Source organism: Cryobacterium sp. TMT1-62 (assembly GCF_004403145.1).
Taxonomy (GTDB): domain Bacteria; phylum Actinomycetota; class Actinomycetes; order Actinomycetales; family Microbacteriaceae; genus Cryobacterium; species Cryobacterium sandaracinum.
In genome coordinates, this window is sequence record NZ_SOGZ01000025.1 from 1 (window position 1) to 17,969 (window position 17,969).

25 protein-coding genes, 1 tRNA gene and 1 pseudogene are annotated in these 17,969 nt (G+C 65.1%); 10 read left to right on the forward strand and 17 right to left on the reverse strand.

Translation table 11 applies throughout. From position 1 onward, the window contains the following. The first annotated feature begins 350 nt into the window (after window positions 1-350). Window positions 351-1,277 (forward strand): ornithine cyclodeaminase family protein, encoded by a 927-nt coding sequence (locus E3T34_RS06340; protein WP_134342496.1) that lies wholly within the window; start codon window positions 351-353, stop codon window positions 1,275-1,277. A 194-nt stretch (window positions 1,278-1,471) separates the two neighbouring features. Here E3T34_RS06340 and E3T34_RS06345 read toward each other — a convergent pair whose 3' ends face one another. Then, window positions 1,472-2,440, reverse strand: coding sequence for a DMT family transporter (locus E3T34_RS06345; RefSeq protein WP_104100743.1), 969 nt, complete (start codon window positions 2,438-2,440; stop codon window positions 1,472-1,474). 72 nt (window positions 2,441-2,512) lie between these two features. On the opposite strand from E3T34_RS06345, the gene E3T34_RS06350 reads away from it, so the two are divergent. After that, on the forward strand, window positions 2,513-3,424 hold the full coding sequence (locus E3T34_RS06350; protein ID WP_134342497.1) for a LysR family transcriptional regulator: 912 nt from the start codon (window positions 2,513-2,515) through the stop codon (window positions 3,422-3,424). Between the two features lie 108 nt (window positions 3,425-3,532). Here E3T34_RS06350 and E3T34_RS06355 read toward each other — a convergent pair whose 3' ends face one another. Further along, window positions 3,533-3,712: a hypothetical protein gene (locus E3T34_RS06355; RefSeq protein WP_104100741.1), complete on the reverse strand. Its 180-nt coding sequence runs from the start codon at window positions 3,710-3,712 to the stop codon at window positions 3,533-3,535. Between the two features lie 110 nt (window positions 3,713-3,822). Then, a complete protein-coding gene (locus E3T34_RS06360) occupies window positions 3,823-4,521 on the reverse strand; it encodes an NAD(P)H-hydrate epimerase (protein ID WP_241973028.1) in 699 nt (232 codons plus the stop codon). 183 nt (window positions 4,522-4,704) lie between these two features. Between E3T34_RS06360 and E3T34_RS06365 the strand changes: the two genes are divergently transcribed. After that, on the forward strand, window positions 4,705-6,423 hold the full coding sequence (locus tag E3T34_RS06365; RefSeq protein ID WP_134342498.1) for an AarF/ABC1/UbiB kinase family protein: 1,719 nt from the start codon (window positions 4,705-4,707) through the stop codon (window positions 6,421-6,423). A 97-nt stretch (window positions 6,424-6,520) separates the two neighbouring features. Here E3T34_RS06365 and E3T34_RS06370 read toward each other — a convergent pair. The 5 genes and pseudogenes from E3T34_RS06370 to E3T34_RS06385 form a co-directional block, all read right to left on the reverse strand. Continuing rightward, a tRNA-Thr gene (locus E3T34_RS06370) sits at window positions 6,521-6,593 on the reverse strand. An 8-nt stretch (window positions 6,594-6,601) separates the two neighbouring features. After that, a pseudogene (locus E3T34_RS16920) lies at window positions 6,602-6,962 on the reverse strand (IS5/IS1182 family transposase); the annotation flags it as partial. Between the two features lie 243 nt (window positions 6,963-7,205). Next, window positions 7,206-7,415: a hypothetical protein gene (locus tag E3T34_RS06380; RefSeq protein WP_134342500.1), complete on the reverse strand. Its 210-nt coding sequence runs from the start codon at window positions 7,413-7,415 to the stop codon at window positions 7,206-7,208. Window positions 7,416-7,432: 17 nt separating this feature from the next. After that, on the reverse strand, window positions 7,433-7,585 hold the full coding sequence (locus E3T34_RS15790; protein WP_158250256.1) for a hypothetical protein: 153 nt from the start codon (window positions 7,583-7,585) through the stop codon (window positions 7,433-7,435). A 331-nt stretch (window positions 7,586-7,916) separates the two neighbouring features. After that, the gene (locus E3T34_RS06385) at window positions 7,917-8,492 is read right to left on the reverse strand and encodes a TetR family transcriptional regulator (protein ID WP_134342501.1); all 576 of its coding nucleotides are present in this window, start codon (window positions 8,490-8,492) and stop codon (window positions 7,917-7,919) included. Window positions 8,493-8,587: 95 nt separating this feature from the next. Here E3T34_RS06385 and E3T34_RS06390 point away from each other — a divergent pair, with 95 nt between their 5' ends. Further along, window positions 8,588-9,043 carry a hypothetical protein gene (locus E3T34_RS06390; protein WP_104100736.1) on the forward strand — a complete coding sequence of 152 codons (456 nt, stop codon included), beginning with the start codon at window positions 8,588-8,590 and terminating at the stop codon, window positions 9,041-9,043. A gap of 536 nt (window positions 9,044-9,579) precedes the next feature. Here E3T34_RS06390 and E3T34_RS06395 read toward each other — a convergent pair. From E3T34_RS06395 to E3T34_RS06425, 7 genes are all read right to left on the reverse strand, one after another. Further along, window positions 9,580-11,112 (reverse strand): PTS transporter subunit EIIC, encoded by a 1,533-nt coding sequence (locus E3T34_RS06395; protein WP_104100734.1) that lies wholly within the window; start codon window positions 11,110-11,112, stop codon window positions 9,580-9,582. 628 nt (window positions 11,113-11,740) lie between these two features. Next, entirely contained in the window at window positions 11,741-12,622 is an 882-nt protein-coding gene (locus E3T34_RS06400) for an SDR family oxidoreductase (protein WP_241976741.1), read from the reverse strand. Window positions 12,623-12,713: 91 nt separating this feature from the next. Further along, the gene (locus tag E3T34_RS06405) at window positions 12,714-13,334 is read right to left on the reverse strand and encodes a hypothetical protein (RefSeq protein WP_104100732.1); all 621 of its coding nucleotides are present in this window, start codon (window positions 13,332-13,334) and stop codon (window positions 12,714-12,716) included. Beyond that, window positions 13,331-13,912, reverse strand: a complete 582-nt coding sequence (locus E3T34_RS06410) for a DUF6286 domain-containing protein (RefSeq protein WP_134342503.1) — start codon at window positions 13,910-13,912, stop codon at window positions 13,331-13,333. The genes E3T34_RS06405 and E3T34_RS06410 overlap by 4 nt, the downstream gene beginning before the upstream one ends. Then, window positions 13,909-14,220 (reverse strand): hypothetical protein, encoded by a 312-nt coding sequence (locus E3T34_RS06415; protein WP_241977353.1) that lies wholly within the window; start codon window positions 14,218-14,220, stop codon window positions 13,909-13,911. Before E3T34_RS06415 ends, E3T34_RS06410 begins: the two co-directional genes overlap by 4 nt. A gap of 86 nt (window positions 14,221-14,306) precedes the next feature. Continuing rightward, a complete protein-coding gene (locus E3T34_RS06420; protein ID WP_338145457.1) occupies window positions 14,307-14,501 on the reverse strand; it encodes a DUF2273 domain-containing protein in 195 nt (64 codons plus the stop codon). Beyond that, entirely contained in the window at window positions 14,498-14,935 is a 438-nt protein-coding gene (locus tag E3T34_RS06425) for an Asp23/Gls24 family envelope stress response protein (RefSeq protein WP_104100729.1), read from the reverse strand. The genes E3T34_RS06420 and E3T34_RS06425 overlap by 4 nt, the downstream gene beginning before the upstream one ends. A gap of 264 nt (window positions 14,936-15,199) precedes the next feature. Between E3T34_RS06425 and E3T34_RS06430 the strand changes: the two genes are divergently transcribed. The 6 genes from E3T34_RS06430 to E3T34_RS16700 all read left to right on the forward strand — a co-directional run bounded on the left by E3T34_RS06430 (window position 15,200) and on the right by E3T34_RS16700 (window position 17,368). Next, a complete protein-coding gene (locus tag E3T34_RS06430) occupies window positions 15,200-15,595 on the forward strand; it encodes an RNA polymerase sigma factor (RefSeq protein WP_241977355.1) in 396 nt (131 codons plus the stop codon). A 138-nt stretch (window positions 15,596-15,733) separates the two neighbouring features. Continuing rightward, window positions 15,734-16,258 (forward strand): hypothetical protein, encoded by a 525-nt coding sequence (locus E3T34_RS06435; RefSeq protein ID WP_241977354.1) that lies wholly within the window; start codon window positions 15,734-15,736, stop codon window positions 16,256-16,258. Beyond that, window positions 16,255-16,584, forward strand: a complete 330-nt coding sequence (locus E3T34_RS06440) for a hypothetical protein (protein ID WP_134342505.1) — start codon at window positions 16,255-16,257, stop codon at window positions 16,582-16,584. The genes E3T34_RS06435 and E3T34_RS06440 overlap by 4 nt, the downstream gene beginning before the upstream one ends. 195 nt (window positions 16,585-16,779) lie before the next feature. Beyond that, a complete protein-coding gene (locus tag E3T34_RS16140; RefSeq protein ID WP_198412267.1) occupies window positions 16,780-16,998 on the forward strand; it encodes a hypothetical protein in 219 nt (72 codons plus the stop codon). A 104-nt stretch (window positions 16,999-17,102) separates the two neighbouring features. Next, window positions 17,103-17,246, forward strand: coding sequence for a hypothetical protein (locus E3T34_RS16145; RefSeq protein ID WP_198412268.1), 144 nt, complete (start codon window positions 17,103-17,105; stop codon window positions 17,244-17,246). Further along, on the forward strand, window positions 17,243-17,368 hold the full coding sequence (locus E3T34_RS16700; RefSeq protein ID WP_255453042.1) for a hypothetical protein: 126 nt from the start codon (window positions 17,243-17,245) through the stop codon (window positions 17,366-17,368). The genes E3T34_RS16145 and E3T34_RS16700 overlap by 4 nt, the downstream gene beginning before the upstream one ends. A gap of 96 nt (window positions 17,369-17,464) precedes the next feature. Here E3T34_RS16700 and E3T34_RS16925 read toward each other — a convergent pair whose 3' ends face one another. Both E3T34_RS16925 and E3T34_RS15800 read right to left on the reverse strand, forming a co-directional pair. Next, window positions 17,465-17,743 (reverse strand): PTS glucose transporter subunit IIA, encoded by a 279-nt coding sequence (locus E3T34_RS16925; RefSeq protein ID WP_166785846.1) that lies wholly within the window; start codon window positions 17,741-17,743, stop codon window positions 17,465-17,467. Next, entirely contained in the window at window positions 17,740-17,871 is a 132-nt protein-coding gene (locus E3T34_RS15800) for a PTS glucose transporter subunit IIA (RefSeq protein WP_166785847.1), read from the reverse strand. The genes E3T34_RS16925 and E3T34_RS15800 overlap by 4 nt, the downstream gene beginning before the upstream one ends. Between the last annotated feature and the right edge of the window lie 98 nt (window positions 17,872-17,969).

Below are 17,969 nucleotides of genomic sequence, written 5' to 3' on the forward strand. Positions count from 1 at the left end.
CGTTGCATCGTGTTGAGTGTGGTAACCCAATCGATACCGGAGGTCCTCACCTTTTTAGCTCACGCCACGCTCACAACCTGTGTGGGAACAACAGCTAGCCCGAGCCGGCCTGTGTCACCCCGCGTCACCCCGAGTCAGCCCGCGAAACCAAATGCGGCCCCGTTTGTCCAGACCCTTCCGCCGGGCGCGGCATCGTCGTACGCTCGAACACAGGCAGGGTGGCTCCCCGAACACCGGTCCTTAGTCCCTGATTGCAGGGTCCGTATGAGACCGGAGCGAAGCACCCCTCGTCGGGGGCAGGACATCATCGGGGTGACCTGCCCCCACACTCCGACACGTACAGTCGGAGCATGGCTTCCGATGCACCCACCCCGTGGATCTCCGCCGACGAGATCTTCGCCCGCGTCGGCGTCGGCGCCGCGGCGCGCGCCCTGCAGGTCGCCGTGCGGGCTGGGCTCGACCCGGCGCTTGATTTCAGCCGCAGCATCCTGCCCCTCGACCGGGGCCAGCTGCTGCTCATGCCGTCGCAGTCTGCGGAGTTCGTGGGCGTCAAGATCGCCACCGTCGCGCCGGGCAACCCGCAGCTCGGCCGGTCACGCATCCAGGGCGTCTACCTGCTGATGGATGCTGTCACGCTCAGCCCGGTCGCCCTGCTCGACGGCATCGCGCTGACGACTCTGCGCACCCCGGCGGTGTCGGCGGCCGTCGCCGACCTGCTCGCGCCCGCCGAGGTGGAGCACCTCGTGGTGTTCGGCGCGGGACCCCAGGCGCGCGGGCATGTCGAGGCGATGCGCGCCATCCGCCGGGTCGGTCGGGTCACCGTGGTCGGCCGGCACCCGGGCCGCGCCGAGGCACTGGCCGAGCAGGTGCGGGCGGGCGGGCTGCCCGCGCAGACCGGCACCCCCGGCGCCGTGGCCGACGCTCAGCTCATCGTCTGCGCCACCACCGCCCGCACCCCGCTGTTCGACGGGTCCCTGGTGCCGCGGAACTCCTGCACGGTGGCGGTCGGGTCGCACGAGCCCGACGCCCGCGAGCTTTCCAGCGAGCTGATCGGACGCGCGCAGGTCGTCGTCGAAGACAGCCAGGTCGCGCTGCGGGAGGGCGGCGACGTGCTGATCCCGCTCCGGGAGGGCGTGATCCAGGCCGATTCCCTGGTGCCGCTGCGGGACATCCTGACCGGCACGGTCGCCGTCGACCAGTCGCGTCCCCGCGTCTTCACGAGCTCCGGCATGTCCTGGCAGGACCTGGTGGTCGCCCAGGCCGTCTTCCGCCCGTAATCCCACCGCGCGTGTACGCCGTTCATCACGGAGCGCCGTGTGTAGCGTCGAACCAATTCGACGGAGATTTTCTCATCAAGGCGCTGTTTCAGAGGGTTTGAGACCGTCTCAGGCAAAATCTCCGTCGAATTCGTTCGGGCTGGATTTAGTGCAGGCGAGCGCGCGCGCTCGCTGAGCTGCAGCCGAACCCGGCTTCAGCCGATGGCCGCGGGCGACGGATGTGACCGGGCCGGCACCGCGAGCACGTCGGCCGCCGCCCGTAGTCGGTGCCCCTGCTCCACCCGCTGTCCCCACGAGGTGCCCGCGATGATCAGGCCTGCCCCGAGCACCGCCACCAGGCCGAGGTTCTCACTGCCGAGGCTCACCCCCACGACCACCGCCCAGACCGGTTCGGTGCCCATCAGCAGGCTGGCCCGCGCGGCCGAGGTGTGCCGGATCGCCCAGGTCTGGGCCAGGAACGCGAACACGCTGCAGGCCAGACCGAGGTAGAGCACCCCGAGCCAGGCGGCCGGACCGAAGGCGCCGATCGCCCGAAGTGTTCCCGGCGCATCCGCTGCGGTGAACGCCAGGGCACCCACGGCGGCCTGCACCAGCGTGATCGTGAGCGTCCCGGGCCGGCGGCCGGCGTCGTCGGCGCGGGTCACCCGGCCGACCATGGTGACGTGCAGGGCGCGCACGAGCGCTGCGGCGAGCATGAGCAGGTCGCCAGGGTTCGGGGCGCGAAAACCATTGCCGGAAACGAGCAGCGCTACCCCGACGACCGCGAGCACCGCAGCCACGAAGAACGAACGCGGTAGCCAGTTGCGCGCCGCGACCGACTCGAGGATCGGGGTGAGGATGATCGTCAAGCTGATGATCAGGCCCGCGTTGGTGGCCGAGGTCACGGCCACGCCGGCCGTCTCCAACCAGAGAATCGCCGCCTGGGTGAGCCCGAGCAGCGCGCCCCCGGCCAGCTCGGCGCGGGTCGGCCGCCGAGGCCGGCTCAACGCCCAGATCAGCAGCAGCGCCAGCGCAGCCACCAGAAAGCGCAGCGCGAGCACGGCGCCCACACTCGCCTGCTCGGTCAGCACCTTGGCGGCGAGGTAGCTGCCACCCCAGACCAGCGCGACAAGCAGCAGGACGGCGTCGATGCGGTAACGTCCGAGCCGCGGGAGGAAGGTCATGGGCCAATGCTGCCGGGCGGCATCCGTTAAGTCCAGATCACCAATTCTGAACTAACACTTTAGTGTTTGCTTATGGATCTGCATCAGCTCTTCATCCTGCGGGAACTCGGCGAGCGCGGCAGCGTCGCCGCGGTGGCCCGCGCGCTGTTCGTCTCGTCGTCGGCGGTGTCGCAGCAGCTGTCCGCGCTGCAGCGCAGCACGGGCGTGGCGCTGACCGAACGACGCGGGCGCAGGCTTGTGCTGACACCCGCCGGCACGGCTCTCGCTACCGCCGCCGCCAGCGTGTCCACCGCGATGGCCGCCGCCGAGCAGTCGGTGGCACATTTCCACGAAGAGCCGGCCGCGCCGGTGAGCCTGTCGGCGTTCCACAGCGCTGGGCTGGCCTGGTTCGGGCCTCTGATCTCGCGACTGGCCAGTCCGGCCGGACCCACCGGGACGCCAATCCGGTGCGGCGACGAGGATGTCGCACGGCAGGATTTCCCGGCACTGGTCGCCGACTATGACCTCGTCATCGCCCACCGGCTGCCGCACGATCCCCTCTGGCCGCAACGGGTCACGGTCACCCCGCTGCTCTACGAACCGCTGGATGTGGCGCTGCATGTCGGACATCCTCTGGCCGGTCGGTCGTCGGTGTCGGTCGCCGACATCGCCGACGAGCCCTGGATCGCCGGGCACCCGGGCTTCCCGCTCGCGGAGGCGGTGAATGTCGTCGCGGCGAGCGCCGGGCACCCCCTACGGATTGAGCACCGCATCAACGAGTTCTTCGTGGCGGCCTCCGTGGTCGCTTCGGGGTCCGCGATCGCACTGCTGCCCCGGTACACGATGGCCCCGGCGCCAGGGTCCGGCCTGGTGCTGCTGCCGATCGACGACCTGCGGGTCGGCCGCCAGATCGACGTTCTCAGCCGCCCCGAGACGCTGCTGCGGGCGTCGGTGCGCCGGGTGCTGGGCGAGCTGCGAGCGGTGGCCGGCTCCCGCACGGAATGACCGCTGCGTTGAGAGGATGTCCGACTCACTGGCATGGTCAATGTCGCCGAGGTCTTCCAGCAGACACCCTACCCCGCGAGAGCGGGGACGGGCGACGGATGCGTCGCCTCACCAGTCGACGAGCTGCGCCCTGTCTCGCTGCACATCGAACGTGAACTGCTGATGCCTGACCATCGCGGGGATCTCCCACACCAACCAGATGGGGACCAGCAGGAACAGCCACAGCCCGGCAGGGGTCTGGAGCATACCGAAGACGGCGACGAACCCTGCGGGCGGAACTGTGATCACGGTATCGGCCCCCCTCAGTGCCTTTGGGCGGGAGGAAATGACTACCGTCCATTGATGCTCCGGGTGCGGATACGCAACGGCGCCGACCGTGGAAACAGCAGAGAGAGAACTTACCCGCGATCCCGGGCCGCGATCCGTTCGAGCTCGTCGCCGATGCCGATGTCGGCCACGACGATTCGTCCCGCCAGGCTCGCCGCGGGTTCCCGCAGCAGACCTGGTTTGCAGCCTCCGAACGTCACCGTCAGGTGCGCGGGCAGCACGGTGGGGTCCGGCACGGCGCCGTCGTCGACGCCGATCCCGCTGGGCGAGTCCACCGCCACCACGAGGGGCGCACCGGGGTCGTGCAGCGCGGGAAGGATGGCCGCCACCACCTCACGAGCCCGCCCGCGGAGCGCCGGGCTGGTGCTCGTGCCGGTGCCGAGGATGCCGTCGAGGATCACGGCGGATACCCGCGCCACTCGGGCGAGAGCGGCATCCGTTTCAGCCAGGGGCAGCAGCGCCGCCCCGGCCGCCAGGGCAGCGCTGAGGCCGCCGTCGTGGAGCTGTGCCGACGTGGGCACGATGGTCACCAAGGCACCCTGCGCGGCCAGCAGCGCGGCCGCGTGCAGGGCGTCGCCGCCGTTGTTCCCCGCACCGGCCAGCACCAGCACCCGCGCGTCCGGCACTCCCCCGCTTTCCGTGAGCAGCTCCTCGAGCAGGGCCGCCGTCTCCGCGGCGAGCGCGGCCGATGCCCGCTCCATCAGAGGCACGCCCTCGGCCAGGAAGGGAGTCTCGGCCTCGCGCATCTGGGCGGCGGTGTAGGTTTTCACGTCGCCAGAGTACTCCCGCGGCGGTGCGGCTCACGGCACCGAGGGCGACCGGCCGAGCCCTGCCGAGATCTGTCCGTGCCCCCTCGTGCCACCCGGTTCGCACCCGTCTCCCATCCTGACCGGGCATGCTGAAGTCCTGATCGCCCGCCACTCCGGCCGGCGCGCGACAAGAGAGCTGAAACAGTGGCCGGCGCACGCGGCATCACCCTTCCGAAACTGACTCTGGCCACCGAGCGGAGCCGCCCGGCTCCCCCGCGGCCCTTCCTGCAGCGCGGCCGCCGCTTCGCCGAACTCGTGCGTATCGCCCGGAAGAATGGACTGCTGCCGGTGCGGCGGCTCGACTTCACGACCAACCCGAGCGGGGCAGCCGTTCGCGCCGTGCAGGCCGAGGGTCTGCGGGCCGCGCTGGAGGAGGCCGGTGGAGCCTTCGTCAAGATGGGCCAGCTGCTCTCCACCCGATCCGACTTCCTGCCCCCGGAATTCGCCCGGGCCCTCGCGACGCTTCAGCAGAGCGTGAAGCCTGCCCCCTGGGGCGAGGTCGAACGGATGCTGGAGGAGGAGTTTGGCGGACCCCTCGCCGGCGTCTTCGCCAGCTTCGATCCCGACCCCATCGCCGCGGCCTCCATCGGCCAGGTGCACCGGGCGACCCTGATGAACGGCACTGTGGTGGCCGTCAAGGTGCAGCGGCCCGGGATCGTGCCGGAGCTGCGGCGCGACGTCGCCATCGCCGTGCGGGTGACGAACCTGATGAGCCTGACGTCTCCGCAGGCCAGAACTCTGGGCATCAAGGCGGTCGCCGAGGACTATGCGGCCGACCTCGTGCGCCAACTGGACTTCCGGCTGGAGGCGCTGAACCTCTCGGCCATGCGCGCCCTCCAGCTGCGCGGCCCGCGGGCCGGCGACCTGCGTTTCCCCGAGCTGTTCGAGTCTCTGTCCAGCGATCGCGTGCTGGTGATGGAGTACCTGGTCGGCGACACGTTCAGCGACCTGAACGAGACGTCCGACGCGCCTCGGGCCGAGCTCGGCGCCGCCATGCGCACCGTGCTCAGCGCCTTCGTGCGCCAGATCGTCTTCGACGGCGTCTTCCACGCCGACCTGCACCCCGGCAACATCATGCTGCTGGCCGACGGCACCCCCGCGCTAGTCGACTTCGGATCGGTGGGCCGGCTCGACCTGCAGCTGCGGGAGACGATCCAGGAGCTGCTGATCGCTTTCCTCCAGTCCGACACCCAGCTCATCGCCGACGGGCTCCTCAAAGTCGCCCCGCTGCGGGACGGTGCGGACGAGAAGGCGTTCCGCCGCGAGCTGAGCGCGTTCATCACGTTCGAGTTGGGGCCCGGCGCGCGGGTCAGCGTGCTGACCGTGGATGTCCTGGTGGCTATCCTCACCCGGTACGGCGTGGGAATCCCCGCCGAGTTCGTAGCGGCGGCGCGGGCGTTCGCGGTGCTCGAGGGCACCCTGCGCTCCAGCATGCCGGAGTTCGACCTGCTCGAGGAGTCCCGCAGGCTGGCGAGCGTACAGATCCGCGACCAGATGGCGCCGGCCAACGTGCGCGAACTCCTGACCACCGAGCTTCTGGCTCTGCTGCCCAGCGTGCGCCGGCTCCCCCGGCGTTTCGACCAGATCGGGCAGGCCCTCGAGATGGGCAACCTCAACGTCAATGTGCGGCTGCTCGCGGACCAGAACGACCGGCGGCTGCTCACCGGGCTGGTGCGGCAGAGCCTGCTGGCCCTGGTCGGCGGGGCCGCCGGGGTGATGTCCCTGGTCTACCTCACGACACCCGCACCGGCGGACCCGGGGGTCATCAGCACGGTGACGGCCGGGTTCAGCCTGGGTGCCGGCTCCGTGGTGCTGCTGGTTTCGGCGTTCGCGGATTCGCTCGTGACCCGCAGCCGCGCGTGACCCGTGCGACTGAATCGAGCGACTGCCACGTGCGACTGCTACGCGCGTCGGGAAACGACGAAGGCCCCGCCTGAGGCAGGGCCTTCGTCATACGTTCTGGGAGCGGGAGCGGGAATTGAACCCGCGACACAATCATCACAATCGTTCCGATTCAATCAATCGACCCCGCGCTACGAATCTGGTCGTAGCGTTCCGAAATGACGACCTGGATATTGCGTTTTCGCAGCATGGCCCGGTGCGCTTTGGCCGAGTAGGCCTTGTCTGCCAGCACCCGGTCGGGTCGAGTGCGGGCCCGTCCCGGGCCGATCCGGTCGACGCTGAGCGAAGCCATAATCTCCGTGAGCATTGGCGAATCCCTGCCCGGTGCCCAGAAGAACCACAAGCGGGCGCATTTTTCCGTCGCAAAGCTGATGAATCTTGGTGGCCAAACCGCCGCGAGAGCGGCCACTGGCATGATCAGGAGGCTCTTCCAACAGATTCGTGTACTTCGACAGGGCCCCCGTGATGCGCGGAAGGTTCGTCGCATGTTGATGCACCCGATATCTTCGGAACCAGGCGGCCCTGCAGCTCAACGTGCTGGGAACCCTGTTGGCTCGGGCGGAGCGGTATCGGATCGAGCGGGAGGTGTGGGCGTGGTGGCAAGCCGCACTGACCAACATGATGTCAACGCCCAGATCTCGGCCGCGGCGCCCGCATGTATCGAGCCGGCCGTTGTTTGAGGCGAGCACGCCGGGTGAGCGGTTGTGGCCGCGGTATCCGCGAGCCAGCACGAACCGGGCCGATCACCGTTCCGCGCTCGATCTGGTGGGCGCGGGACTGCTGAGCCCGGAGAACCGGTGGCAGCACCTGGGCGAGGTCGCGTAGGTGATTCCATTCGCGGAGATAGTCTTGGTCAGGTCTTCAGGAATGCGGCCTTGGAAGAATGCGAGAACTTCGCTGATGTCCGGTTCGTCCCAGAGGGAGATCTCGGGGACGCTGATCAGCTCGCTCATGGGCCCCACGATTAGTTTCACGAAGATCGTTTCCCGGTGATATTGACCGTGGGCAGGTTGAGTGATTCGGTTGTCTGACTAATGCCGAGGGCGGTGACGAGGTGGAAAAGTGCGCCGGAGAGGGCATCAGCGGTGAGGAAAGATGCCCCGCTGGAGGAGATTCGCCTCATGAGCTCACTTTTCCCCCACCCCGCTGGGTATTCAAGCCCCCGTTGGGATGAGGTCACCTAGGAATAGTCTCAGTCCAAGCTCCGGCGTGACAGTGGCCCCGCTTCCACGCTGAGCTTCCCTGTCCCCGGCCCCGGCACGGAGACAGCACCTTGCACAACCAAGCTCATGCCCTTTCGGAACGCGACGAAATAGCGGCGCAGCCGTCGGAGCCATTTCCCGGTGGAGCTGCTTCGCGGCACAGAGATTGTAAAGTGATATCGCTCTAAATGATGGCGGCTACGCCAGCACAACCGTAGGGACCCGCGTTCGCGGGCACCGCGTCTCGCGTCGTTATAGGCGGCTTAGGACTCCGAGTGCGTCACCGAGTGCACTCGAGATTGAGCGGCCTGCCGGGTTGCGGTGCCATTGTTCAAGTGCGGAGAAGTAGCCGAAGACTAAGGCAGACGACTTGATATGGGCTTCCGAGGTGGTGAGTCCACCGGATGCGGCGAGGATTGGAGCGATCCGATCGACTGCGTTGGCCAGCATCTCGTAGGAAGACCTGCGGACGGATGGTTCGTCGAAGAAGTAACGGATGCGTCGACGCGCAAGGCTCCCCTCCGGAATGTGCTGATCAGGTGATGGCTCAAACCGAGCCACGATGGCGCGCACCGTGCCGAGTAGGTCAGTGTTGTCGATGACAGCAGCAAGTTCGGCCTCGCTCAGGGTGTCGAAGTCATCGGCAAGGACGATCCCTTCCTTGGTGCCGAAGTATCGGTAGACCGTAGAAGGAGAAACCTCGGCAGCTTCTGCAATGTTCTCGACTATTACGTGCTGGAAGCCACGCTCGTCGAACAAGTCCAACGCTATCTGTTGAATGTGACGCATCGCCGCGCGTCGCTTGCGATCCCGCAATCCTAATGCCATCTCCCCATGATACTACTAGTGACTTGCATTTGACTTGCAGTGCCATAATTTTATATAGTCACAATCAACTGATAGTCACTGTCGAATGGGGTGTTATGAAGACGGAACGCACGGCATCGCGGCAGGTCGCGTTGTCGATCTGTGTTGGTATGGGATTGGCTGGGACGGTAGTGGCCCTCATCTTGATGGCTGTCGACCAAGTGAGTAGTGACAGTATTGCCGCCCACGTCCAGGAGCTCTACGAACCGTTTGGCAAGATCCCTGACCCGATTGTTCCCTGGATTTTCTTGTACAGCATCTTCGCGGTCGGGGTGGTCGGGTGGGCGATCGCGTCCGTTGGCGCATGGCGCAAAGCATGGTGGTCTCGGTGGTGGTGCGCGGCCACCTTCTGCGTGGGTAGTGCGCTGCTAATTTTTGCGGCGGTTGTCTCCGAACACGGCTCCCCCATCCTGCCGCTGCCGTGGCGCATAGTGAGCATCGCCGTGGCCGCGGTCGGCGCGATCACCACAATGATCGCCTGGCTTCCCACCACTGATCGGATAACGGAATGAGCATCCCCACTTCGTCCACGCGCCTGGGGTAAGTCTCCTCACCAGAATGAGGTCTTCGTTCAAGCCGGATAACCCTGTGTCCACTAACCACGGCCAAAGCTACGCCGCCGGGTCCACCAGTGGCGTGTTTGGGTGGTGCTAGGTCTGGTGGGGGCCTTGGGCTGTTTATAGCGCCCGCCCAGACTGGTGCTGTGAGGCTGTTGATCATCACGGGCTGTGCGGTCCCCGACGCACACGGCGCCGTGGCCTATTCCGCAGGGCAGATCCGCCGGCAGGTGCTCGAGGTGATGGGAGCGAGAGCTAACTGTGCACCCGACTCGCGGCACATCGCCGAGTGCGGATACCTGGTGAGCCTGGTCGCGACAAGTCAGACCGCCTATGAATCGCTCGGCCGCGGAATTCGCTTTCGCGCCTGCGACACCCGCAATCTCACTCGGTTCTCGTACCACCCTGGGAGATAGCGGTGGGCGGCAACACAACGCCTGCCCCTGAGAGTACGTCGGGGGCGGTGTTCGAAGTAGGCGAGAGCTGAGATTTCAGGAGCGGTGGTGGGAGCCGGCCAGGGTGGGGATCTGATCGGCGGGGTCGTCCGTCCCCTCTGGGACGTCGTCGGCGGGCACCAATCCTGCGTCGATAGTGTCGTCGGTGTTCAGGCGTACCAGCTGGTCGCGGGTGAACCCGAAGAACCAGGTGGCGAAGAATCCCACGGTGTAGGCGACGATCAGGCCGCAAGCGTAGCCGAGTGCGGCGGCGCCCCAGCCCTGGCTGCCCTGGAGCAGTGGGAACAGCGAGACGTCACTGGCGCCGATGGCGATCGCGCCGACGGTGTAGCCGAGCTGATCGAATAGGCCGATTACTGCGCCGCCGAATGCGCCGCCGATGCAAGCGGTGATGAAGGGGCGGCCCAGCGGCAGGGTGACGCCGTAGATGAGTGGCTCGCCAACGCCGAGGAATCCTGCGGGCAGTGCACTCTTGATGGTACGTCCGATGCTGGTGTTGCGGCGGAGCCTGAAGAACACGGCGATGGCGGCACCGATTTGGCCGGCGCCGCCCATGGCCAGGACCGGCAGCAGGGTGGTGTAACCGACCTGTTCGATCAGGGTGGTGTGGATTGGGGTGAGTGTTTGGTGCAACCCGGTCATCACCAACGGCAGGAACAGCCCGCCGAGGACGAAGCCAGCGAAGACACCCGCAGTGCTCAGCAGCCAGGTGGCGCCGATACCGATCTGGATAGACACCCAGCCGGCGGCCGGCATCAGTAGGAACAGGGCGGCGAGGCCGGCGATCAGCACGGTCGACGTGGGCACGATGAACAAGGCGAGCACGTCGGGCGCCCATCTGCGGGCCCACCGCTCGACGTAGGCGCCCAGGATGGCGGCGGCCATGGCGCCGAGAACCCCTCCCTGGCCGGGGGCCAGTTGCTGACCCCAGACGACGATGTTTGCGACTCCAGGAGCCACAATGATTCCCCCGATAACGCCGCCGATGATGGGTGTGCCGCCAAACTCTTTGGCAGCGTTCATCGCAACGAACACGGCGAGTAGGGCGAAGAACCCGCTGGACATGACGCTGAAGATCGGAGACAGGGTGGCCAACCACGGAACCTGGCCGCTTGTGGCCAGGTTGGTCAGGATTCCGTTGATGCCGGCGATGAGTCCGCAGGCGATCAGCGCGGGGATCAGTGGGACGAAGATGTTGGAGATGCGCCTCAGAGCGTTCTTGACCGGGGTGTTGTTGCGCTGCTTGTTCTGTTGCCGGATGGCCGCACCTTTGTCGGCCAGCTGAGCGGCCGAGGAGGCAGCCGACCCTTCCGCGCGGGCGGCGCTGAGGGCCGACTCCACGTCGATGGCCACCCGGTCGACCAGACCCGGGCCCAGCACGATCTGGCAGTTATCGCCGGGCAGCGCGGCGAGCACCCCGGCGATCGCACGCAGTGCGGCGACATCGACTCGATCCTGGTCACGGACGCCGACACGCAATCGGGTCATACATTTCTCGACGTCGATGATGTTCTCGGCGCCGCCCAGACCAATGAGCAACTGGTCTGCGATGACTCGTGAGTCGGCCATGACTGATGTCCTTTCGAGCAAAGTGCGGGGTTGCACGGGGCTCCTAGCGGGATGGAGAACCCGGGCTACAAAATTATGTCGTAATATGAAAATAGCTTTCACAGACTTAGGAGTCAAGAGGTAATTATTTTCACCACTCGTCTGCGTTGTTGACGGCAGGTTTCGACAATCCCCAGGCTGAAATCTCTGCTGCGCTGCTGCGCACTGGTCACCGGGGAGATCAGGTGTGGCTCTGATGCACTTAAACGAGTGGACCATTTTGCAGTTGATGTAGTTATTTTGAAACCGTAAGTTGTAGTCCCTCAGTAACGGAGTCAGGCAGGCCACGACCCTGTCGGAACCACACGGGTGCGCCGTATGTGGCGGGTAACGCCTGTGCGACCGTAACTGTCGCGAGGACGGCGGTGGCCGAAGTGTTCGGAGCGACAATAGCCGGCCGGAGCCGACCCACGGAAGAGTCAGGAGCCTCAAAAAAAACCGCGTAATCCCGTGTCCGCTGAATCAATCTCGCTGACTTGGCTATCCGCACAATTGCCGCGATCCTCGTTAGAAGCAGGAGTACGGCTGGGCTCTTTCGTAGACTTGCGTGTAGCGCGTGCGCCACAGGGTCCGAGTTTTCGCTCGACTCTTAGAAACTGCGGCTGCGCGTTATGGGCACTACGGAGCCTGAAATGTAGGACGCTTCGGGTGAGGCTAGGAAAACGTAGGCGGCGGCGAGTTCGGCTGTTTGTCCTGCCTGGCCCAGTGGGGTTTCCCGACCGAGAGTGGACAGCTTGTCTGGCCATGAAGTTACGGGGATAAGCGGCGTCCAGACTGGCCCGGGCGCGACTGCGTTGACCCGAACCCCGGCTGGGCCTAATTCTTGGGCGAGCGCCCGTGTGAACGCTACGAGTGCGGCTTTGGTCATGGCATAGTCGATCAACACCTGTGCGGGGCTCGATGCCGGGATTGATGACGTGGAGATGATCGATGCTCCCGGCCAGAGGTGCGGGATGGCGGTGCGCGCGATCCACAGAGTCGCATAAAGATTGGTTTTGAAGACCCGGTCGAATTCTGCCGTTGACAGGTTTTCTGGACCGTTCCGGTTTTTTTGGTAGGCGGCGTTGAGCACCAGGATATCCAAGCCGCCGAGGGTTGCCACGGTATCCTTTACGAGGTTGACGCAGTGGGTTTCCTCGCGGATGTCGCCCGGGATGAGCAGGACGGTGCGGCCGGCGGCCCGGATCTGCTCTGCCGTGAATTCGGCATCCGTCTGTTCGTCAGGCAGGTAGGAGATCGCAATATCGGCACCATCTTTGGCGTAGGCGATGGCCACGGCCCGGCCGATGCCTGAGTCGCCGCCTGTGATGAGTGCCCGCCTCCCGACAAGTTTTCCGGCGCCATGGTAGGTGTCTTCGCCACGATCCGGGCGGGGCTTAGTCGCCTCGGTCAGGCCGGGTTGACTCTGTTCCTGCTTGGGGTTGCCGCCGGTGATGTATTTCGTCCTTGGGTTGTCGTTTTGGTTCGTCAAGGCGTGACTCCCTATCGAAAATCGGTGGATGTTGCCGGTTGAGGGAGCACGGCTGACCGCCGTCAGATGACTTCTGTGAGCCGGTGAGTCATCAGCGGATGCGGGCGGCATTGGTCGTTCGCGCGCGGAAGCCGCCGCTAATCTGCACGAGGGCGGGGAGCTGTAGGCCGAGGAGATTATCGAAGGAAAAGAGCACCTCGTTGACAATCCGGCTGGCTTCCCGAGGTGAGATTCCTCGGCGGCAGGTGATGGCCACCTTCAGTGCTGACTGGTTCTTGACGCGGTAGGTGGAGACGTGGGAGGCAACAAGTTCCGGTCGGTTTGTGAGAGCATCTTGGATGGCGTGCTCGGCCACTCTCGACTCGATGACAACCGCGCCACTGCTGGTTTTTCCGTTTAGTGAGACGATCCGGCCGGTGTGCCCTTGGCCTTGACGCAGGCAGAAGGTGACCAGCACCGCGATGAGCAGCACTCCAGCGGCGAGGACGATGAGCCATAACCAGCTGCCGCTGACCGGGATCAAGGATTCGGGAAAGGGGGTGGCCTGAAGCCACCGGGTTGCCCTATCGATGCCAACACGAGTTGCGTTCGTCCAGCTGTCGCGGACGAGCGGAACAAGTGCCACCAGGGCCAGGGTCGCGCCACCGGTCAAGACGAGGAGTCCGACCAGGAAAACAAAGATGCGGTTGAGGATGCGATTGGTGGAGTTCATCCGCCCACCCTCCCCGTGGAGACAACAACGACCTTCGCGTGCAGGGAACGCAGCAATCCAAAAGCCTCAATCTGTTCGCGCACGGCCGTGAGCACCGCCTGCTGATCGATCGCCGTTCCAGAGGTAGGAGTGAGGTGCACGGTGGCGCTACGGGGGGTCACGGTGACCCGCGCGTTGTCTGGGGCCAACCCAGCGACGCGGGCCGCTTCACGAGCCAACGCGGATGCGATCACCTCGTTGTCGACGATGGTCGCGGCCCGTTCGGTCTCGAGCAGATGGCGAGATCGCCGGCCAGGAGTGACAGCCACGACAAGGAGAAGCAGCCCGATGAGGGCGCCGGTGAGGCCGAGCCCGCCCACGAACACGGGCGGTGCAGAGGAAACGCCTGCGACCGCGCCCGCCATACCCGCGGGGGTCGCGAGGAGCCCCGGCCGGCCGAGCAGATTCAACACGATCTCGATCATGAGCCAGAGGCAGGCGGCGATGGCCAGGATCGCGAGAGTGATCGCTGCAACCGAACGCGACGAGTAAAGCTCGCGACGGCTGATCCGTTGGTAGGTGGAACGATACTTAGTCATCGAACGCGGCCCTCTGGTCGAATGTCGGCACCGGTGAGCCGCACGGTCACCCGGGACAGGGTAGAACCGGTCAACTCGCCCACCCGGTAATGAATGTGCTGCCTGGCGTGCTCGGCCCGCTCCAGAATCGTGCCCCCGGTGCGAGTCACGACGGAGGGATCCCGGTGCACACGGGTGAGCGCAACGACCCGGATGGGGGCGCTGACCGTGAGGGCGAGGTTGCCCTGATCATCGGTGATCTCGGCACCGACCGCCGAGGGGTCAACGCCCAGAGCGTCCGCCGCGACCGCACACACTAACCGATTCAAAGCACGAGTCGAGACGGTGGTCCGGCCATTTTTGAGCACCGTCGGCGACAGCGTATGACGGGCCGCTGTGTCGGAACTGAGGGTTGTCATGACGACGACCGCTTGCCCCGGAATGCGTCAACCAGGTTCGCAACGCTCAGCTTTCCGTCCATAATCCGCCCGACGATCGCGCCGACCGCCATGGCCGCGGCCACGAACACGCATGGCCAAAAGCCAAGGACCAGCCACGTCAGAGCAAGCACGGCTCCGAACACAGCCCCCGTTTTCGCCAAGGTGCTCACTGAACCCGAGCCTCGGACTTCTCGTCCTTGTCGTCGGTCGGCAGGTACACGTCGTTGATGTTCACGTTCACCTCGGTGACCTCCATTCCAACCAGATCTTCGATCACACGGATCACGGCAGACCGCACCCGCTCGGCCACATCCTGCAGGGCCATGGGGTACTCCGCGACAATGGTGACGTCGGCCGCGACCTGAGTTTCTCCGACCTCCACGTTGATGCCCTGGCTCACGTCCGAGGTGTTCAGGGCATCGCGGATGGCACCGAGCGCCCGGGCGGCTCCGCCGCCAAGAGCGTGCACACCACTGACCTCACGGGCTGCAATGCCGGCGATCTTTGCCACCACAGCGTCGTTGATCACGGTCTTGCCGCGGCCGGGGGTCGCCGAGGCGGAGTTCGGTGCGGTGGAAAGAGTAGGTCTGGTGAGATCTGCCATGGGAGGCTCCTTGTTCGTGTCCCCTGAACGGGACGTATTGCAATGCTTAATATGTAGACGCATGCCACGACGCGTTCGTCACACCCGGTGCTACAGTTCCCAGCGAATCGAGGGGCAAACATTTCAGATAGCAAGAGCAGGGCACTGCTGGCCCACGCCGACGACCGCACCTTGGTGGACCGCGCTGTTGACGGAGACGTTCGAGCATTCGAAGTGATTGTGCGACGGCACGGCCCGTAGGTACGCGCCCACGCGACCCGCAACCTGGGCTGCAGCCACGATGCAGACGATGTCGTACAGGACACGTTCATCACGGCATGGGCGAAGCTATCGACCTTGAAAGATTCTGCGCTGGTAAGAAGTTGGCTGATGCGCATCGCCAGCCACAAGAGCATTGATCGAATCCGCGCACGGCGGCAGAACTCCAACCTCGACGACGTCGGCGTGCCCGCATCGGAGGACCATTCACCGACGCAGATAGTGGAGGCGCGTTCGTGTAACGAGGCACTCTCCCAAGTCTTGTCCGCCCTTCCGGAGGATCAACGACAACGCTGGGACCTAGAGAGTTTGGGGACTACCGTTATTCGGAGATCGCTGAGGAACTCGACTTACCCCTTTCTACCGTTCGCGGGCTGCTTGCTAGCGCCCGCGGAACTTTGATTCGCGAGATGGAGGCCTGGCGGTGACGACTCGGAAACGCCCGCCTCACCCCCGGCCTGGTACGAGTCAAATGACGAACCTGACCTCCTTGATGGCCACACCATTGACGAACTCAGCGACTACCTCGACCGAGGCAAGATGCCCACCGACCCGTCGATCGACACATCGGCTGCGTGCCAGATGGCGATGGCCTCCCTTGAGCGCCTGCGCGGCGCAATGAGCACGCTGCTCCGGGATGAGGCAGAAGAGCAACCGGCCCGAGACGACAACTGGGTCACCGCCATCCCGGACAGGATCGTGCTCGACGTCCGGTCCGGGCGCGACATCCCCATCTCGCACCCGTCGCCGAACGCGCAACTCTTCGTCACCGAGGGAGCTGTCCGCGGACTCGTTCGCGCGGCAGGCGATACCGTCGACAACCTCATCGTGGGTCGATGCCGGCTCGACGGGGAGCTCACTGTGCTGGGAGCTCCGATCACGGTCACGGTCGATGCCAGGGTCTGCAAGGGTGAGAACATTCCCCCCCTTGCCGACAAGTTGCGAGACACGCTCGTCGGCGCGCTACGCACCCACACCGAGCTCGCCATCGCGGGCATCGACGTGATCATTCGCGACATCTACCTCACTAAGCCAGAGCACGGCGAAGAAGAAGCAACACCATGACGGATGCCGCCGAGCTCGCAGGGAATCTCGAAGTTATCGTAAGGTCTGTCGCGGGGGTGACAGCCTTGTACCCGACCACGCCGATCGTCGTCACGATTGTCGGGTCTGTTGTCGATGCCCTTACGCAGCGGGAAAAGGCACCGAAACTAGTTACCGTGACGACGGGAAAGGCCAGCCTGAGCGTGACCGCGAGAATCGGCGTCGCCGACGCAGCGTCATCCACCGAGGTGTGCCGACGTGTGCATGACACGATCGCCGCGAATCCCGCCATTTTGGCGCTTGCCCCCATCAACACCATCTCTGTGACGGTTGCCAGCATCGGCTAGAAGTACGGCCATTTTCCGCCGAGCGTGACGAAACGGCCGGTAGCTGCGTCTTTGACGTGTGGCACTCTTGCGCTCGGTTCGCATCGCAACGCGCCCCTTCACTTAGGACAGGCGCGACACACGAAGTGACCCTGTCGACCAATCGGCGCGACCCATCCCTGGAGGTTGACATGCAAAACGAATTCACCAACGCCCTTGCAGTTGGGCTGGCTGCTCTCGGACTTTGTCCCGAAGCTTCTGTTGTTCCTGGTCATTGTGATCGTCGGCTTGATCGTGGCGAAGCTGATCTCCAAGGTGCTGGCGAAGCTGCCCGGAAAGGTGGACTTTGACCGCGTTGTGGAGCGCGGCGGTGTGAAAAAGGCCTTGGCCAGCTCGTCCATGGACGCGTCGGACATCATCGCAAAGATTCTGTAGTACACGCTGGTGTTGTTCGTTTTACAGTTCGCATTCGGAGTATTCGGACCCAACCCGGTCAGTGATCTGCTCGCCGGGATCATCGCTTTCTGCCGAAGATCATCGTGGCAATCATCATCGTCATCGCCGCGGCCGTTGCCGCGGGCATGAAGACCCTCATCCAGGGCGCCCTCGGCGGCCTGATCAAGCCCATACAGGCCCGCTGGGAGTCCTACCTCGTCAAGCCGAGGAAGAAGCCCCGAAGATGAGAGAACAGGCCAAGGACGCTCCCAGCGTGAAAGAACAGGCCGAGCAGGCGAAGAACAAGATGCAGAACAGCATGAATTCCGCCGGCACCGGCAGCACCCGCCGCACGAACATCGTGCGCTAGCAGACCGGTCCCGCGTGAGTATTACTCGATGGGTGTCCGGTTTGGAATTGGCGGCGCTTAATTCTGAACTGGTCACCCGGGTGGCCGAGCACATCCTCAGCCATTGGAAAGATGGCCTATCCTCGCTCCATCCATCGCACTGGTGGATCCCTGCCCCACTGCGGCCACAGCGATATAAGCAGAAGCAGGTCCAACGCCACACCGCCCGCGAACGGTGGACCCTTCGGTGGCCAACACCTCGAAGCCCTCGCCATTCATGTGAACCGTGTCAATGCCAAGGTGGACCAGGATCCCGGTCCCCGATGTGGACTGGATGACGAAGGCGTGCGGCTGGACCCGGACGAGGGTGCCACTCACCGGCGCACGAGCCGTCACGGGGCCGATTTCCGGGGAGGGTTGAATGCCACTCCCCCGCCGACGATTTCCTGGGCGAACACGGGGTCGGGAACATCGCTGAGCGAAACCACGGTGCCGCGCAGGGGGCTGAGGAGGTTTTCGGGCATGGCGGTGTCTCCTGGAGTGTGACGTGCGGGGAACTGCAGACGAATCGAGAGTTGTTATGGTCGTCAGCGATGCACGCCCGTGCCATACGATGCGACCC

Excerpts from the sequence above, each read along its gene's own strand:
- E3T34_RS06350 (WP_134342497.1), top strand. The coding sequence starts at position 2,513 with ATGGATCTGCATCAGCTCTTCATCCTGCGGGAACTCGGCGAGCGCGGC.
- E3T34_RS06425 (WP_104100729.1), bottom strand. The coding sequence starts at position 14,935 with ATGGCAGATCTCACCAGACCTACTCTTTCCACCGCACCGAACTCCGCC.
- E3T34_RS16700 (WP_255453042.1), top strand. The coding sequence starts at position 17,243 with ATGAGAGAACAGGCCAAGGACGCTCCCAGCGTGAAAGAACAGGCCGAG.
- E3T34_RS06435 (WP_241977354.1), top strand. The coding sequence starts at position 15,734 with ATGCCCACCGACCCGTCGATCGACACATCGGCTGCGTGCCAGATGGCG.
- E3T34_RS06345 (WP_104100743.1), bottom strand. The coding sequence starts at position 2,440 with ATGACCTTCCTCCCGCGGCTCGGACGTTACCGCATCGACGCCGTCCTG.
- E3T34_RS15790 (WP_158250256.1), bottom strand. The coding sequence starts at position 7,585 with ATGAGGCGAATCTCCTCCAGCGGGGCATCTTTCCTCACCGCTGATGCC.
- E3T34_RS06440 (WP_134342505.1), top strand. The coding sequence starts at position 16,255 with ATGACGGATGCCGCCGAGCTCGCAGGGAATCTCGAAGTTATCGTAAGG.
- E3T34_RS06340 (WP_134342496.1), top strand. The coding sequence starts at position 351 with ATGGCTTCCGATGCACCCACCCCGTGGATCTCCGCCGACGAGATCTTC.
- E3T34_RS06385 (WP_134342501.1), bottom strand. The coding sequence starts at position 8,492 with ATGGCATTAGGATTGCGGGATCGCAAGCGACGCGCGGCGATGCGTCAC.
- E3T34_RS06395 (WP_104100734.1), bottom strand. The coding sequence starts at position 11,112 with ATGGCCGACTCACGAGTCATCGCAGACCAGTTGCTCATTGGTCTGGGC.
- E3T34_RS06380 (WP_134342500.1), bottom strand. The coding sequence starts at position 7,415 with ATGAGCGAGCTGATCAGCGTCCCCGAGATCTCCCTCTGGGACGAACCG.
- E3T34_RS06390 (WP_104100736.1), top strand. The coding sequence starts at position 8,588 with ATGAAGACGGAACGCACGGCATCGCGGCAGGTCGCGTTGTCGATCTGT.
- E3T34_RS06405 (WP_104100732.1), bottom strand. The coding sequence starts at position 13,334 with ATGAACTCCACCAATCGCATCCTCAACCGCATCTTTGTTTTCCTGGTC.
- E3T34_RS06410 (WP_134342503.1), bottom strand. The coding sequence starts at position 13,912 with ATGACTAAGTATCGTTCCACCTACCAACGGATCAGCCGTCGCGAGCTT.
- E3T34_RS15800 (WP_166785847.1), bottom strand. The coding sequence starts at position 17,871 with ATGCCCGAAAACCTCCTCAGCCCCCTGCGCGGCACCGTGGTTTCGCTC.